Annotated in this window: 17 protein-coding genes; 13 read left to right on the top strand and 4 right to left on the bottom strand. The window is 67.8% G+C overall.

The window, feature by feature from the left end; genetic code table 11:
• The first annotated feature begins 13 nt into the window (after positions 1–13).
• The 13 genes from H0B54_RS06120 to mazG all read left to right on the top strand — a co-directional run bounded on the left by H0B54_RS06120 (position 14) and on the right by mazG (position 12188).
• Positions 14–2335 carry a sensor histidine kinase NtrY-like gene (locus H0B54_RS06120; RefSeq protein ID WP_188259632.1) on the top strand — a complete coding sequence of 774 codons (2322 nt, stop codon included), beginning with the start codon at positions 14–16 and terminating at the stop codon, positions 2333–2335.
• Positions 2325–3725: a nitrogen assimilation response regulator NtrX gene (gene ntrX, locus H0B54_RS06115; protein WP_094302525.1), complete on the top strand. Its 1401-nt coding sequence runs from the start codon at positions 2325–2327 to the stop codon at positions 3723–3725. Before H0B54_RS06120 ends, ntrX begins: the two co-directional genes overlap by 11 nt.
• A 43-nt stretch (positions 3726–3768) precedes the next feature.
• Positions 3769–5145, top strand: a complete 1377-nt coding sequence (trkA, locus tag H0B54_RS06110; protein ID WP_188259631.1) for a Trk system potassium transporter TrkA — start codon at positions 3769–3771, stop codon at positions 5143–5145.
• Between the two features lie 42 nt (positions 5146–5187).
• Positions 5188–6051 carry a D-amino-acid transaminase gene (locus tag H0B54_RS06105; protein WP_188259630.1) on the top strand — a complete coding sequence of 288 codons (864 nt, stop codon included), beginning with the start codon at positions 5188–5190 and terminating at the stop codon, positions 6049–6051.
• Positions 6048–6746: an HAD hydrolase-like protein gene (locus tag H0B54_RS06100; protein WP_188259629.1), complete on the top strand. Its 699-nt coding sequence runs from the start codon at positions 6048–6050 to the stop codon at positions 6744–6746. The genes H0B54_RS06105 and H0B54_RS06100 overlap by 4 nt, the downstream gene beginning before the upstream one ends.
• Positions 6747–6841: 95 nt before the next feature.
• Positions 6842–7090, top strand: a complete 249-nt coding sequence (gene hfq, locus H0B54_RS06095; protein ID WP_035675971.1) for an RNA chaperone Hfq — start codon at positions 6842–6844, stop codon at positions 7088–7090.
• A gap of 52 nt (positions 7091–7142) precedes the next feature.
• Positions 7143–8402, top strand: coding sequence for a GTPase HflX (gene hflX, locus H0B54_RS06090; protein ID WP_188259628.1), 1260 nt, complete (start codon positions 7143–7145; stop codon positions 8400–8402).
• A gap of 171 nt (positions 8403–8573) precedes the next feature.
• A complete protein-coding gene (locus tag H0B54_RS06085) occupies positions 8574–8858 on the top strand; it encodes a hypothetical protein (RefSeq protein WP_035675976.1) in 285 nt (94 codons plus the stop codon).
• A gap of 102 nt (positions 8859–8960) precedes the next feature.
• The gene (locus H0B54_RS06080; RefSeq protein WP_246472357.1) at positions 8961–9491 is read left to right on the top strand and encodes a hypothetical protein; all 531 of its coding nucleotides are present in this window, start codon (positions 8961–8963) and stop codon (positions 9489–9491) included.
• On the top strand, positions 9488–10300 hold the full coding sequence (locus H0B54_RS06075) for an inositol monophosphatase family protein (RefSeq protein WP_188259626.1): 813 nt from the start codon (positions 9488–9490) through the stop codon (positions 10298–10300). Before H0B54_RS06080 ends, H0B54_RS06075 begins: the two co-directional genes overlap by 4 nt.
• A gap of 133 nt (positions 10301–10433) precedes the next feature.
• The gene (locus H0B54_RS06070; protein ID WP_246472356.1) at positions 10434–10703 is read left to right on the top strand and encodes a hypothetical protein; all 270 of its coding nucleotides are present in this window, start codon (positions 10434–10436) and stop codon (positions 10701–10703) included.
• A gap of 69 nt (positions 10704–10772) precedes the next feature.
• Positions 10773–11192 (top strand): hypothetical protein, encoded by a 420-nt coding sequence (locus tag H0B54_RS06065; protein ID WP_188259624.1) that lies wholly within the window; start codon positions 10773–10775, stop codon positions 11190–11192.
• Between the two features lie 186 nt (positions 11193–11378).
• Positions 11379–12188: a nucleoside triphosphate pyrophosphohydrolase gene (gene mazG, locus H0B54_RS06060; RefSeq protein ID WP_188259623.1), complete on the top strand. Its 810-nt coding sequence runs from the start codon at positions 11379–11381 to the stop codon at positions 12186–12188.
• A gap of 7 nt (positions 12189–12195) precedes the next feature.
• Here mazG and H0B54_RS06055 read toward each other — a convergent pair whose 3' ends face one another.
• The 4 genes from H0B54_RS06055 to H0B54_RS06040 are packed head-to-tail and all read right to left on the bottom strand — an operon-like array spanning position 12196 to position 16397.
• Entirely contained in the window at positions 12196–12717 is a 522-nt protein-coding gene (locus tag H0B54_RS06055) for an NADH-quinone oxidoreductase subunit B family protein (RefSeq protein ID WP_188259622.1), read from the bottom strand.
• An 11-nt stretch (positions 12718–12728) separates the two neighbouring features.
• A complete protein-coding gene (locus tag H0B54_RS06050; RefSeq protein ID WP_188259621.1) occupies positions 12729–14270 on the bottom strand; it encodes a hydrogenase large subunit in 1542 nt (513 codons plus the stop codon).
• Between the two features lie 10 nt (positions 14271–14280).
• Complete coding sequence (locus H0B54_RS06045; RefSeq protein WP_188259620.1) at positions 14281–15738, bottom strand: hydrogenase 4 subunit F; 1458 nt, start codon at positions 15736–15738, stop codon at positions 14281–14283.
• Complete coding sequence (locus tag H0B54_RS06040) at positions 15735–16397, bottom strand: hydrogenase-4 component E (protein WP_094302513.1); 663 nt, start codon at positions 16395–16397, stop codon at positions 15735–15737. The genes H0B54_RS06045 and H0B54_RS06040 overlap by 4 nt, the downstream gene beginning before the upstream one ends.

Raw genomic sequence — 16397 nt, 5'->3', positions numbered from 1 at the left:
GGTTGCCGGATTGATGTCGCCTACACCCCCTGAAGCCGCCACGCCGCTTTGGCAGCAGTTCCTTCGCTGGGCAGCCCGTGTCGGGCTGGCGAAGCGGCTTGCCTTCGCGCTGTCGCTGGCGGCCCTGGTGGCGGGATTTGCAACGTACACGGCACTGACGGAGAGCGCACCCTTCGGGGAAACCAACCCGCGCACCGTCACGTGGCTGCTGACCCTCGATCTGGCGTTGCTGCTTCTGCTCGGCGTGCTGATCGCGCGGCGCATTGTCTATCTGTGGATCGGGCGGCGGCGCGGCCTCGCCGGGTCGCAGATGCATGTACGGCTGGTCGCCGTGTTCAGCCTGCTCGCCGTCGCGCCGGCCATCATCATGGCCATCTTCTCCACGGTCTTCTTCTATGTCGGCGTGCAGTCCTGGTTCAGCGAACGGGTGCGCACGGCGGTGAACGAGTCCCTGGCGGTGGCCAGCGCCTATCTGCATGAGCACCAGCAGAACATCCGCGCCGACGCGCTCGCCATGGCGAACGACCTGAACCAGGAGGCGGCGCGCCTCGCCAGCGATCCCGAGCGGTTCGAGCAGGTGGTCGCCACCCAGGCGATGCTGCGCGCCCTGTCAGAGGCCATCGTCTTCAACGGGACGACCGGCGCCATCGTCGCGCGCTCCGGCTACACCTTCGCGCTGGAGTTCGACCCGATCCCCGACGACAAGCTCGCCACCGCCCGCCGCGGCGAGGTGGCGATGATCGTCAGCGAGAACGACGACCGGGTGCGCGCCCTGGTCCGGCTCGACCGCTTCGCCGACACCTATCTCTATGTCGGGCGCATGGTGGAGCCGCGCGTGCTCTCGCACATGGCCTCGGCGGAAGGGGCGGTGCGGGAATTCGGGGCGCTGGAAAGCCAGCGCGGCAGTCTGCAGATCACCTTCACCCTGATCTTCCTGGTCGTGGCTCTGCTGCTTCTGCTGGCTGCGGTGTGGGCCGGGCTGATCTTTGCGACGCGGCTGGCGCGGCCGATCAGCGCCCTGATCGGGGCGGCCGAGCGGGTGCGCGCCGGCGACCTGACCGTGCGCGTGACCGAGCCGCCCGCCGAGGACGAGCTTGGTCTGCTGTCGCGCGCCTTCAATCGCATGACCACGGAGATCGAAAGCCAACGGCACGAGCTTCTATCCGCCAACCGCCTGATCGACGAGCGACGCCGCTTCACCGAGACCGTGCTGGGCGGCGTGTCGGCGGGCGTGATCGGATTGGACGCGGAAGGGCGCGTCACGCTGCCCAATTTCTCGGCCGCGCGCCTTCTCGGCGTCGACGATGCGGACAGCATGGTCGGGGTGAAGCTTGCCGATTTGTCGCCGGAGATGGGGGAGCTTCTGGACCATGCGCCGGGCCGCCCCGGCCGCGTGGTGCAGGATCAGATCCAGATCCGCCGTCCCGGCACGACGCCGCTGACCCTGCTCGTCCGCATCTCCACCGAAGGGCGGGGCAGCGGGGACATCCGCGGCTATGTCGTGACCTTTGACGACATCACCGAACTGGTTTCCGCGCAACGCAAGGCAGCCTGGGCCGACGTCGCCCGCCGCATCGCCCACGAGATCAAGAATCCGCTGACGCCGATCCAGCTCTCCGCCGAACGGCTGCGCCGCAAGTACCTGAAGGAGATCACCAGCGACACCGAGGTCTTCACCATGTGCACGGACACCATCGTCCGGCAGGTGGACGACATCCGGCGCATGGTGGACGAGTTCTCGGCCTTCGCGCGCATGCCGCAGCCGGTGATGAAGCCCTGCAATCTCAACGACCTCGTCCGGCAGGCGGTGTTCCTGCAGTCCAGCGCGCACGCCGGGAAGATCAAGTTCGACATGCAGCTTCCCCAGGGGCCGCTGACGGTGCCCTGCGACAGCCGCCAGATCAGCCAGGCGCTGACCAACCTGCTGCAGAACGCCGCGGACGCCATCGAAGGCCGCCCGCCGCCCGCCGAAGGCGCGGAACTGCCGCCCGGCCACGTCGCCATCCGGGTCGAGACCGATGCCGAGCGCATCGCCATGATCGTCGAGGACAACGGCAAGGGGTTGCCGACCGAGGAGCGCGACCGGCTGACCGAACCCTACGTGACGACGCGCGCGAAAGGCACGGGACTGGGGCTGGCAATCGTCAAGAAGATCATGGAGGACCATGGCGGCGTGCTGACCCTGGAGGACCGCGAAGGCGGCGGGGCGCGCGTCGGTCTGGTCATCCCCAACACGTCCACCAGCTCCGGCACGGCCGCGGGCGACGCCCCCGGCGGCGTTGGTACGCCGGCGGAGACCGGTGAAGAGAAGAGGCACGCAGCCCATGGCGCATGACATTCTGATCGTCGACGACGAAGCGGACATCCGGATGCTGATCGCCGGCATCCTGAACGACGAAGGCATGAAGACGCGCGAGGCCGCCGACGCTGATCAGGCGTTCGCCCAGGTCTCGGCGCGCCGTCCGAGCCTCGTGGTTCTGGACATCTGGCTTCAGGGCAGCCGGCTCGACGGGCTTCAAATCCTCGAACAGTTGATGCGCGACCACCGGAACCTGCCAGTCATCATGATCTCGGGCCACGGCAACATCGAGACCGCCGTCTCGGCGATCAAGATCGGCGCCTACGACTTCATCGAGAAGCCTTTCAAGGCCGACCGGCTGCTGCTGATGGTCGACCGCGCCATCGAGGCGGCCCGGCTGAAGCGCGAGAACGAGGAGCTGAAGCTGCGGGCCGGCGGAGAGGTGGAGCTGATCGGCCGATCCACCGCCGTCAACCACGTCCGCCAGAGCATCGAGAAGGTGGCGCCCACGGGAAGCCGCGTCCTGATCACCGGCCCCGCCGGCTCCGGCAAGGAGGTGGTGGCCCGGCTGATCCACGCGCGGTCGCGCCGGGCCGGCGGTCCCTTCGTCGGGCTGAACTGCGCCACCATGCGCCCCGACCGGCTGGAGATGGAGCTGTTCGGGACGGAGGCCGGGGTGGACGGTGGCGGCCGCAAGATCGGCACCTTCGAGCAGGCCCATGGGGGCACGCTGCTGCTCGACGAGGTGGCCGACATGCCGCTCGAAACCCAGGGCAAGATTGTCCGCGCCCTGCAGGAGCAGGTGTTCGAGCGGGTCGGCGGTGGCCAGCGGGTCGAGGTGGACGTGCGCGTCGTCGCCACCTCCAACCGCGACCTTCAGGCGGAAATCGACCAGGGCCGCTTCCGCCAGGATCTGTTCTATCGCCTCGCCGTCGTGCCGATCCGCGTGCCCTCGCTGGCCGAGCGGCGCGAGGACATTCCTCTGCTGGCCCGCCATTTCATGCAGCGCTCCGCCGAAGCCGCGGGTCTGCCGGCCCGTGAGTTCGGCGAGGACGCCATGGCCGCGCTCCAGGCCTACGACTGGCCGGGCAACGTGCGCCAACTGCGCAACGTGGTCGATTGGCTGCTCATCATGGCGCAGGGCGACCCCAAGGAGCCGATCCGCGCCGACCAGCTTCCGCCGGAGATCGGCGCCATCACCCCCACCGTCCTGAAATGGGACAAGGGGGGCGAGATCATGGGCCTGCCGCTCCGTGAGGCGCGCGAGGTGTTCGAGCGCGAATATCTTCTGGCCCAGGTGACGCGCTTCGGCGGCAACATCTCCCGCACCGCCTCCTTCGTGGGGATGGAGCGCTCCGCCTTGCACCGGAAGCTGAAATCGCTCGGCGTGCACGGCAGCGAGAAGGGCAAGCTGTTCGTGGAATGAGCGCGTTGGTGACACAGGTGGGGCAGGGAAGGGTAAGAAGGCCGTGAAGGTCATCGTTTGCGGAGCCGGGCAGGTCGGCTCGAACATCGCGCGCTATCTGGCGTCCGAGGGCAACAACGTCACGGTGATCGACCATTCGCCGGAACTCATCCAGCGGATCAGCGACACGCTCGACGTGCAGGCCATGGTCGGCCACGCCTCCCACCCTGACGTTCTGGAGGCGGCGGGGGCGGGCGAGACCGACATGATCATCGCGGTCACCCAGATCGACGAGATCAACATGGTGGCCTGCGAGGTCGCGCACGCTCTGTTCAAAGTGCCGACCAAGATCGCCCGAGTGCGCAACCAGAGCTATCTGAAGCCGATCTGGGCGGACCTGTTCAGCCGCGACCACATGCCGATCGACGTCATCATCTCGCCCGAGATCGCGGTGGCGCGCGCCATCGCCCGTCGGCTCCAGGTGCCGGGCGCCTTCGACATGATTCCGCTCGCGGACGGCAAGGTCCGCGTCGTCGGCGTGCTGTGCACGGAAACCTGCCCGGTGCTGCACACGCCGCTGCGCCAGCTGACCGGCCTGTTCCCCGATCTCGGGCTGGAGGTGGTGGCGATCATCCGCAACGACCGGTCCTTCATCCCCGGTGGCGACGACCAGATGCTGCCCGGCGACGAGGTCTACTTCGCCTGCGACAACCGCCATCTCAACCGCGCCATGGCCGCCTTCGGCCATGAGGAGGTGGAAGCCCGCCGCATCATCATCCTCGGTGGCGGCAACATCGGACTCTGTCTGGCGGAGGAGTTGGAGGCGAAATACCCCCACGTCACTGCCCGCATCATCGAGATGAACCGCAGCCGCGCCCAGTTCGTGGCGCAGCGCCTGTCGCGCATCATGGTGCTGCACGGCGACGGGCTGGACCCGGAAATCCTGGAGGAGGCCAACGTCCGGGCCACCGAAACGGTGGTCGCCGTAACCAACGACGACGAGGGCAACATCCTGTCCTCGCTGCTCGCCAAGCGGCACGGGGCGAAGCGCGCCATCACGCTGATCAACAAGGCGTCCTACACCTCGCTGGTGTCGCCGCTGGGGATCGACGCGGTGGTCAGCCCGCGCGCCATCACCGTGTCGAACATCCTCCAGCACGTCCGCCGCGGCCGCATCCGCGCGGTGCACAGCCTGCGTGACGGCTTCGCCGAAGTCATCGAGGCCGAGGCACTGGAAACCTCCGCGGTGGTGAACACGCCGCTGCGGGAGGTAAATCTGCCCTCCGGAGTCATCGTCGGAGCCATCGTGCGCGGCGACGAGGTGATCATCCCGCGCCCCGCCACGGTGATCCGTCCGAAGGACCGCGTCATCATTCTCGCCACCGCCGGTCAGGTGAAAAAGGTGGAGAAGATGTTCGCCGTCCGGCTTGAATTCTTCTGATCGTTCCCCGTATCGTTTTCGGCACCAACAAAAAGAACATCCATGGCTCGATGGGCATACGTCAACGGCCGTTACCTGCCGCACCGGCAGGCGGCGGTCCATGTCGAAGACCGCGGCTTCCAGTTCGCCGACGGCGTCTATGAGGTGGTGACCCTCCTCGACGGGCGCTTCGCGGATCTGGACGGCCATATGGAGCGTCTGGGCCGCAGCCTGTCGGAGCTGCGCATGGACTGGCCGGCGGCACCCCGCGTCGTGACGATGATCGCCCGCGAACTGGTGCGGCGGAACGGCGTCCGCAACGGTTCGCTCTACATCCAGGTCACCCGCGGCGTCGCCCCGCGTGACTTCAAATTCCCGGTGGACGTCCCCGCGACCCTGGTGATGACCATCAAGCGGGTCACCGCCTTCGCCAAGCCGGAGCAGCTCGAAAAGGGCGTTGCCGTGGTCACGGTGCCCGACATCCGCTGGGGTCGGCGCGACATCAAGACGGTCGGCCTTCTCGCCCCGGTGCTGGCGAAGCAGCAGGCCGCCGAAGCGGGCGCCTACGAAGCGTGGTTGATCGATCCGGACGGGACGGTGACGGAGGGTTCCTCCTCCAACGCCTGGATCGTTACGCAGGGCGGCGTTCTGGTGACCCGCGCCCCGTCGCAGAAGATCCTCAACGGCATCACCCGCCTGTCGCTTCTGCGGCTGGCCGGCGAGCGCGGCATCCCGGTGGAGGAGCGCAGCTTCACGGTGGAGGAGGCGCTCGCCGCCCGCGAAGCCTTCGTGTCCTCCGCCGGCACCTTCGCGCTGCCGGTGACCCGCATCGACGGGAAGCCGGTGGGCGAGGGCAGGCCGGGGCCGATCACCCGCACACTGCGGCAGGCCTATCTGGATTACGTGGCCGGACGGGTGCCGTCATGAGCGACGCCGCCACCGTCATCGACCGCCTGCCCGTGCTGCCGCGCGCCGTCCTCTACGACTGGGACAACACGCTGGTCGACAATTGGGGCACCGTGCGCGCCGCGCTGAACCACGCGCTGGTCACCTTCGGTCATCCGGCCTGGACCGAGGAGGAGGCACGCGAGCGCATCAAGCAGTCGCTTCGCGACAGCTTCCCCCGCATCTTCGGGGAGCGCTGGACGGACGCGCGCGACCTCTTCTACGCCTATTTCGAGGCCCATCACCTGGAGCATCTCCGACCCCTGCCGGGTGCGGAATCCCTGCTGCGCGGCTTCGCGGAGCGCGGAATCTATCAGGCGGTGGTGTCGAACAAGACCGGCCGCTTCCTGCGGGCGGAGGCCGACGCGCTGGGCTGGACCGGCTATTTCGGGCGTCTGGTCGGCGCCCAGGACGCCGAATTCGATAAGCCGCACGGCGCGCCGGTGCGGATGGCGCTGGAACCGGCGAACATTCCGCCCGGCCCGGACGTCTGGTTCGTGGGAGACGCCGACATCGACATGGAATGTGCCCATGGCGCGGGAATGGTCCCGGTGCTAATAGGGGCGGGCGAGGGGAGCGGCTTCACCCGCTTCCCTCCGGCCCACCGGTACGACACGTGCCATGCATTGTGCGGGTTGGTGGGCAGCGGTGGTGACACCATATCGGATGACCAGTAGTCGAGACGGTTGCGACCAACCATGACCTTATCGCTGCAGGGGGCGGGCTTCTAGCAAGGGGCCCCAAAAAACACTGAAGAAGGGGGCGACATAAAATGTCTGAAAAAAGCCAAAACGTGCAGGACGTGTTCCTCAACCACGTCCGCAAGAACAAGACTCCCGTGACCGTGTTCCTCGTGAACGGTGTTAAACTTCAGGGAATCATCACCTGGTTCGACAACTTCTCGGTACTGCTGCGGCGCGATGCGCATTCGCAGCTCGTCTACAAGCACGCCATCTCCACCGTGATGCCCGCGCATCCGATTCAACTTTTCGAGCCGCCCAAGGAAGGTGAAAACGTCTGATTTTTCGACCAATGGCAACGGCCGGACGCCTGATGCCTCCGGCCGCGCCATCGTGGTCCACCCCGTCCTCCGCAATGAGGCGGACGGGGTCCTGCGCCATCCCGAATCCTGCCTGGACGAGGCGGTGGGCCTTGCCCGCGCCATCGATCTGGAGGTCGTGCACGCCGAATGCGCGCGGGTCAACCGCCCGCAGCCTTCGATCCTTCTCGGGTCGGGGACGGTGGAGCATTTTGCCCAGATCGTGGAGGAGACGGAGGCATCCCTCGTCATCCTCGACCACGCGCTGTCGCCGGTGCAGCAGCGCAATCTGGAAAAGGCCCTGAAGGTCAAGGTCATCGACCGCACCGGCCTGATCCTGGAGATCTTCGGCGCCCGCGCCCGCACGCGCGAAGGCATGCTCCAGGTCGAGCTGGCCGCCCTGACCTACCAGAAATCGCGCCTCGTCCGTTCCTGGACCCACCTGGAACGCCAGCGCGGCGGCTTCGGCTTCCTCGGCGGCCCCGGCGAATCCCAGCTCGAGATGGACCGCCGCCTGATCGGCGACCGCATCGTCAAGATCAAGAAGGAGCTGGAGGAGGTTCGCCGCACCCGTGGTTTGCACCGCAAGGCCCGTGCCAAGGTGCCGTACCCCGTGGTGGCGCTGGTCGGCTACACCAACGCCGGCAAGTCGACGCTGTTCAACCGGCTGGCCAACGCCGACGTCTTCGCCAAGGACCTGCTGTTCGCCACGCTCGACCCGACGATGCGTCAGGTGACCCTGCCGTCCGGGCGCAAGGTGATCCTGTCGGACACGGTGGGCTTCATCTCCGACCTGCCGCACGGCCTCGTCGCCGCCTTCCGCGCCACGCTGGAGGAGGTCGACGCCGCCGACATCATCCTGCATGTCCGCGACGTGTCCCACCAGGACAGCGAGGCCCAGAAGGCCGACGTGCACGAGGTCATGAGCGACATGGGCATCGACCCTGACGCCGACGACCGCGTGATCGAGGTGCTGAACAAGATCGACGCGCTGGACGAGGAGTCTCGCGATGCGATCCTGGCCCAGACCGCCCGCAACCCGCGCGCCGTCGCGGTGTCCGCCCTGTCGGGGGCGGGGATCGCCGATCTCGACCGGCTGCTCGACCAGCGGATGAACGCCCACCGCCATGTGGTGGACCTGTCCGTCGAGCTGGGGGACGGAGCGGCGCTCGCGTGGCTCTATGCAAAAGGTGAGGTGCTGGAGCGGCGGGACGACGAGGTCCAGGCCCACATCCAGGTGGCCATCGACCCGGCGGATCTGGCCCGTTTCGAGAAACGGTTCGTGCACGGCTGATCTTTCGCCATAAAGGAATCGGGCGCGTCATAATTCGTTCGTGCACGTGCGACGACATGACGCGCCCGATTTCAGCCCCGTCCTACGACGTCCGAGGTGTAGCCTTTTCCCAACGCGCCCCCGATATTTGAGCCGGGGAGCCGATGGGTATCCCCGGGAGGAGGCCCGCCTATGCGTTTGCAGACCGATCCAACACACTTTTCGATCACCGCCTTTCTGGCCGATCAGGTGACCCTGGTCGCCCGGCAGGAGCAGTTGTCGCCCGGTGCCGCGGTGCTGCGCATCCAGGAACTGTCGCGCGACAACGCCGGACGCGCCCGTCTTCTGGAAATCATCAGCGACGCCTGGCGCAAGGAAACCAACCCGACGGAAAGCAGCAAGATTGCCGCCCTGCGGTCCGAACTGGCCGCCTGGGCGCTGCACGCCACCCCCAGCGACAGCCTGCCGCGCTCCTGACGGAGCGGGGAGGGTGCCGCGACAAGGATTTGTCCGTGGCTATGCGGCGGGCAGGGCGCCATAATGGGCACTCGGCCCGCTTCTTCTTTCGTCCGGATTCCCTTGCGCGTACCGCTCGTCCTTCTGCCCGTGGCACTTTTGGCCTTCGCGGGCACCGTTGCCGCCGCCGAGCGGGCGCTGCCACCGGGATTCGTCGAGGAGCCGCCGGTCGCGCCGGAGGACCCCCTGCCACCGGAGCCCGCGGCGTTTCCTCCCGCCCCATTCAGCCCGCTGGTCGTGGCGCCGGATCCGAAGGAACTGCTGAAGGCCTGCAAGGAAGCCACCTTCACCGACTGTTTCCGCCTGTGGCGTCCGCCCCCGCCGCCGCCCAAGGAAGAGACGCGGGAAGCGCGCGACGCGCCGCAGTCCCCGCCCGATCCGAACGCGCCGCGCAAGCCGCCGGAACCCGGCCCATTGACCGGCACGTCGCCCGCCCCGAACCCGGCGGCCGATCAAGCCACCTATGACGCGTTGGTCAAAGCGTTGAAAGACAGCGGTTTGGACGGCAAAGTCATGCTGCCGGAGCCGCCGAAGGATGGCGGAACGGTCCTGAGACTCGACCCCCGATCCAACAAAACGGCACCGAAACCGTGACGAATTTTCCGATTCCTGACGTCGACCGCGTCTCCGCGATCATCCGCGAGGTCGCGGAGAGCGAGATCCTTCCCTATTTCCGCGATCTGGCGAACGCCGGCATCCGCGAGAAGACCGGGCCAGCGGATCTCGTGACCCTGGCCGACGAGGCGGGCGAACGCGCCCTGACGCCGCGCCTGCTGGACCTGCTTCCCGGCAGCACGGTGGTGGGGGAGGAGGCCGTCTCCGAGGACAAGTCCCTGCTCGACCGCATCCACGGCGACGCGCCGGTGTGGATCATCGACCCGATCGACGGCACCCTGAACTTCGCGAACGGGCGGCCGCTCTTCGCCGTGATCATTGCCTTGGCCTGCCGCGGCGAGACGCTGGCCGGCTGGATCTATGACCCGTGCGACGGGCGCATCGCCACGGCGGTGAAAGGGCAGGGCGCCCACCTGAACGGCAAACGCGTCACGGTCGCCCCGGCGGTCCCCCTGGCCGAGATGACCGGAGCCCTGTCGACGCGGTTCTGCGCGGAGGATCTGGGGCGCCAATTGGACGAGCGCGGCCGTTCCCTCGGCCCGCGCGTCTGCCTGTCCAGCGCCGCGCAGGAGTATCTGCGTCTGCTCGACGGCCGGGCGCATTTCTCGATGTACCACCGCCTGATGCCCTGGGACCACGCGGCGGGCGTCCTGCTCCACACAGAGGCCGGCGGCTACAGCGCGCTGTTCGACGGCTCGCCCTATCGTCCGACCGCCCTCAACGGTGGGGTAATGCTGACCCCCGACCGCGCGAGTTGGGAGGCAATGCACCGGCATCTGTTCGGTTAAGGCAAGCACGCACCGGACTACCGCACACGTCCTCCGCAGAGGACCGGATTCGGTGGGAACTCTGCGGGCACGGCGGCCTTATAGTGCCAGGATGCCGGAAACGGCCGCCGTGAGCCTTGCGGAGCGCCCGATCATGAAGGCCATTGCCCTGAAGCGCGTGCTGTTGGTGGCGTCACTGCTGGCGCTCCCGGCCTGCGCCGAGCGGATCGCCGAGTGTCAGCCCACAGGCGGGACGGAGTTGGGCGCCGGTGCAGCGCAATGCACCACCGATTCCGATGCTGCGGAGGTCGCCTTGGATCATGAGGTGGTTCGTGCGATCGACTCCGAACCGGTGCTCAGCGTGGCGCCGCCGCAGCGCCGAAAGGCTCGGCCGACCATGCACGCCCCGTCCATGAATGAGTGAGCCGTTCCCGGTTGCGGAACCCGCCATCGCCGGTGCGTGTTGGACCAACGCAACAATGGCGGGTGATCCATGCAGACGGCCAACATTCACGACCCCTTGAGCATTGAAAGCATCTATCCACGCAGCGCCTTCGACAACGACGCGCGGCAGAACGCGCGGGACAAGGAGGCCGTGGAGCATGGCGTGATGGTCCTGTCGAAGCCGGATGCCGATGGGAATTTCTCGCTGATGCGTTCCCAGCGCCATGTCGGCGAGCCCGACGCGACGACCCATTCGATTTTTCTGTCGCCGACGCTGGATAGCTCCGTGTATGGAGCGCTCACTCCGAGCGACACCGGCTATGACGGGCCGGTCGAACCGGCGGACGCCCCCGAGCCCGCCGGCGATCCGTACCGCTCCTTCGTGGAATCGCTGATCGAGGTGGCCCGCAACGCGGATTTTCCGCCTGCGCCACCCGCTGAGAGTCTGAAGGGATTTCGCGGTGGCTGACGCCGGGAAACGGAGGGCGGACAAACACCGCCCTCCTCGCGTCTCCGTGATATTATTTTCCATAATCAAGCTTATATGATTTAGGTGCGGCGACGATGCGTCGACGGGACGTGTTTGCTTTTCTCCCGGCAATGGCTCGGCTAAGGTCCCCTCCCTGATCCGTTCCGCTGCCGAAGATGGTTTTCCATGGCCCGCAACATCGACCGCCTGATCGACGTCATGGCCCGCCTGCGCGACCCCAACGGCGGATGCCCGTGGGATCTGGAGCAGACCTACGCCACGATCGCGCCGCACACGATTGAAGAAGCCTATGAGGTGGCCGACGCCATCGAGAAAGGCGACATGCCGGCGCTGCGCGAGGAGCTGGGCGACCTGCTCTTCCAGGTGGTCTATTACAGCCAGATGGCCCGCGAGGAGAACCTGTTTGACTTCGACGAGGTCGCGGGTGTCATCGCCGACAAGATGATCCGCCGCCACCCCCACGTCTTCGGCGCCGAGGAAGTAAAGGGTGCCGACATGCAGACCTCGCGCTGGGAAGACCACAAGGCCGCCGAGCGCGCGGCAAAGGCCGCCGAGGAAGGCCGCGCCCCGTCCGCCCTGGAAGGCGTGATCGCCGGCCTGCCCGCCCTCACCCGCGCCTTGAAGCTGCAGAACCGCGCCGCGCGCGTCGGCTTCGACTGGACCGACGCGCGGGACATCCTCGACAAGATCGAGGAGGAGGTCCGCGAACTCCGCCATGAGATGGACAGCGGCTCCGCCCCGGAACGGGTAGCCGACGAGTTGGGCGACCTTCTCTTCGCGCTGGTCAATCTTGCCCGCCGCCTGAAGGTCGAGCCGGAATCGGCGCTGCGCGGCACCAACGCCAAGTTCGAACGCCGCTTCCACCGCATCGAGGCGCTTCTGTCCGAACAGGGCCGCACGCCCAAGGAGGCGTCGCTGGACGAGATGGAGGCTTTCTGGCAGCAGGCCAAGCGCGAGGAACGCGGGGAATCCTGACCCTCCCTCACCGCGCCGCGCTGGTCTCCAGCAAGGCCAGCAGGCCGGCCAGCAGATCGGTTGGCCGCGGCGGACAGCCGGGGATGCGCAGATCCACCGGCAGCACCTGCTCCACCGGGCCGTCGCAGGCGTAGCCGCCGGCAAAAAGCCCGCCGCTGACGGCGCAGTCGCCGCAGGCCACCAGCCATTTCGGACCGGGCGTGGCGTCCCAGGTGCGGACCAGCGCCTCGCGCATGTTGCGGGCGACCGGACCGGTGACCAGCAGGACGTCGGCGTGGCGCGGCGAGGCGACGAAGCGGATGCCGAAGCGCTCCAGGTCGTAGATCGGATTGTTCAGCGCGTGGATTTCCAGCTCGCAGCCGTTGCAGGACCCCGCATCGACCTCGCGGATTGACAGGCTGCGGCCCAGCCGGGCCTTGGCGGCCTTGTCGAGCTTTCCGGCCAGTTCCGCCAACGCCGGATCGGCGGGGGCCGGAGCGGCTTCGGTGACCGGGCCGCCGGTCAGGGAGGTCAGGATGTGCTTCAGCATCGGCGGCCTCCTTACAGGTCGTGTCCCGCATAGGAACAATTGAACGACTTGTTGCACAGTGGGAAGTCGGCGACGATGTTGCCGCCGATGGCCGCTTCCAGCAACGGCCACTGGAACCAGGACGGGTCGCGCGGGTGGCAGCGGGTGACGACGCCCTCCGCGTCCAGCCGCACCCAGGTCAGAATCTCGCCACGGAAGGATTCGACCAGGGCCATGCCCTCCCCGCCCCGCCCGGACTCCAGCGGGATCGACGGGTGGTCCAGGCCCCGCGAGATCGCTGGCAGGCGGACCACGATCTGCTCGATCAGGGACAAGGACTGCTCCACCTCGCGGATGCGGACCCAGACGCGGGCGTTCACGTCGCCCTCGGTCAGCACCGGCACCTCGAAAGCCAGTTCGTCATAGGGTGCGTAGCCGGGGCTTCGACGGGCGTCCTGGTCGCGGCCCGAGGCGCGGCCGACATGCCCCCCGGCACCGAAGCGGGTGACGAGATCGGCGGACACAATCCCCGTCGTTACCGTTCGGTCCTGCAAGGACGCCTTGCCGTCATAGATGGCGACCAGAGGCGGGAAGCGTTTCCGCAACTCCGCCACTAGCTCCAGCAGCAGGCCCGCGCCGCGCTCCGGCAGATCGGAGGCGACGCCGCCGGGGATCACCCGGTCCATCATCAGCCGGTGTCCGAAGCAGGCGTCCGCCGTGCGCAGCACGCGCTCCCGCAACTGGCTGGTCTGGGCCAGCATGAAGGCGAAGGCGGCGTCGTTGCAGATGGCGCCGATGTCGCCCAGATGGTTGGCAATCCGCTCCAGCTCGGCCATCAGGGCGCGCAGCCACACCGCCCGCGCCGGCACCTCGATGCCGAGCGCCGCCTCAACGGCGCGGGCGAAGGCGAGGCTGTGCGCCACCGTCGCGTCGCCGGAGATGCGGGCGGCCAGCTTCGCCGCCTCCGTCACCGGCCTGCCCTGCATCAGCCCCTCAACCCCGCGGTGGACGTAGCCGAGCCGCTCCTCCAGCCGGACAACGGTCTCGCCGTTGGCGGTGAAGCGGAAATGGCCGGGCTCGATGATGCCGGCATGAACGGGGCCGACCGGAATCTGGTGCAGCCCTTCGCCTTCGACTGGCAGGAAGGTGTAGGGGCCGGGGTTGGGCACCGGGGCTGCCGGCTGTTCCGACAGGGGGCGGCGCACGCCCCAGGCATCATGGTCCAGCCAGGGGCGTGGGTCGGTCGTGCGCTCCGCCGTCAGGCCGTAAAGGTCGTGGGCGGCGCGCTCCAGCCGGTTGGCGGCGGGGCGCACAGCGCTCAGGCTCGGAAAACGGCCTTGCGGGCAGTCGAGGCTGACCACCGCGACGTCGCCGGAGAAATCCTCGCGGAAGGCGGCATGGACCGCTTTCGGCTCCCCCCACAGGCCGAGAAGGCTCCAGGCGTTGCCCGCCAGCCCCTCGATCAGGCGCAGCCAGCCGTCGCGGCCCAGCCGGTAGCGCGGCCAGGGCCGGTGCCCCTCGACCGGCGTGCCGACGCGGTTCAACAGGCCGAACAGCGGTTCTTCCCCGTACATGCCGCCTCCCCTACCCCAGCAGCGCCGCGACGGTCTGGAACCACGCGACCAGCGGACCCGGCAGCCAAACCCCCGCCACCAGAACCAGCGCCAGATGCGCGTAGAGCGGAACCAAGGTTCCTTGCACCGGCACCGGCTCCACCGACGCACCGCCGCCCTCCACCCCGCCCGGCGCCCCGAAACACAGTTGCTGGACCCGCAGCACCAGCGCTCCGAAGGCGACCAGGATGCCGACCACAAGCGGCAGGGCCAGCAGAGGTTCCCGCGCGAAGGTGCTGGTGACCAGAAGAAACTCGCTCATGAAGACGCCGAAGGGCGGCAGCCCGGCGATGGCCACCACCCCGGCCAGCAGGCCCCAGCCGAGGGCGGGATGGCTGACTGTCAGGCCGGAAATCCGGTCCATCCGCTGCGTGCCCGTGACCTGCACGGCGTGGCCGACCGCGTAGAAGATGGCCGACTTGGTCAGGCTGTGCATCGCCATGTGCAGCAGCCCCGCGAAGTTGGCGAGCGGCCCGCCCATGCCGAAGGCGAAGGTGATGATGCCCATATGCTCGATGGAGCTGTAGGCGAAGAAGCGCTTCACGTCGCGCCGCCGGTAGAGCATCAGCCCGGCCAGGAGCAGCGAGGCCAGTCCCATGGCGATCATCAGCGGCCCCGGCGCGATGGCCTGCCCGTTCGCCGCCAGCAGCATCTTGAAGCGCAGCACGGCGTAGAGCGCCACGTTCAGCAGCAGGCCGGACAGCACCGCGGAAATCGGCGTCGGCCCCTCCGCGTGGGCGTCCGGCAGCCAGGCGTGCAGAGGCGCCAGCCCGACCTTGGTGCCGTAGCCGATCAGAAGGAAGACGAAGGCGAGGTTGAGGATCGCCGGGCTGATCTTGGCGACATGATCCATCAGCTCCGTCCAGGTCATCGCCGCCATGCCCGGCCCCATCACCGGCTGGGCGGCCATGTACATCAGGATGGTGCCGAACAGCGCGAGCGCGATGCCGACGCCACACAGGATGAAGTACTTCCACGCCGCCTCGATGCTGGCCGCGGTGCGGTACAAGCTGACCATCAGGACGGTGGTCAGCGTCGCCCCCTCCACCGCCACCCACATGACGCCCAGGTTGTTGGCCGACAGGGCCAGCAGCATGGTGAACATGAAGGCCTGGTACATGGCGTGGTAGAAGCGCAGCTTGCGCTCGTCCAGCTTTCCCACCGCGATCTCGTGGGCGATGTAGCTGGCGGAAAAGACGCTGGTGGTCAGCCCGACGAAGGCGGTGAGCGCGATCAGGTAGATGTTGAAGGCGTCCACCACGAACAGCGCCCCGCTCGACGGCTCCAGCCCGAACAGGACCAACGACGCCAGCAGCGTGACGGTGGAGAAGCCGATGTTCAGCCGCGCGCCCAGCCGGTGGCCGGGAACCAGGGCGAGGACGGCGGCGCCGATCAGCGGGGTGGCGACGATGACGGCGACGGCGCTCAATCGCTTTCCCCCCGGAAGCTCTCGATCTTCTGCATGTCGAGCGTGTCGAACCGCTCGCGGATGTGGAACAGGAAGATGCCGAAGATGATGAAGGCCACCATGACGGAGAAGGCCACCGACATCTCGACCACCAGCGGCATGCCGGCGACCCCGACCGCCGCCAGGATCAGCCCGTTCTCGATGGACATGAAGCCGACCACCTGGCTGACCGCGTTGCGCCGGGAGATCATCATCAGCAGACCGAGCAGGACGACCGACAGCGACAGCGCCAGATTCTCGCGGGTCAGGGCGGTGGCGTCGGCGGTCACCGGCAGCACCAGCAGAATCGACAGGGTGACCAGCGACACGCCGGCCACCATCGTCAGCCCGATCCCCAGCGCCGGCTCGATGGTGCGGTGGATCTTCATCTTCACGACGATGCGGTGCAGCGCCACCGGGATCAGGATGGCCTTGAGGACCAGCGTCAGCAGCGCGGTGATGTAGAGGTGCGGCTCCCCATGAGAATAGGCCTGCCACGCCGCCGTCGCGGTCAGCGCCAGGGCCTGCATGGTGAAGACGTTGAGCAGCGAGAACAGCCGCCGCTGGTAGAGCAGGGCGAAGCTCATCAGCAGGACGACGGCCCCCAGCATGTGCGCGGCGTCATAACCCAGGTCGCTCAC

It is taken from the genome of Azospirillum tabaci (assembly GCF_014596085.1).
Lineage (GTDB): Bacteria > Pseudomonadota > Alphaproteobacteria > Azospirillales > Azospirillaceae > Azospirillum > Azospirillum tabaci.
The sequence above is the reverse complement of the archived record's forward strand: the minus strand, read 5'-3'. Positions and strand labels throughout refer to the sequence as shown.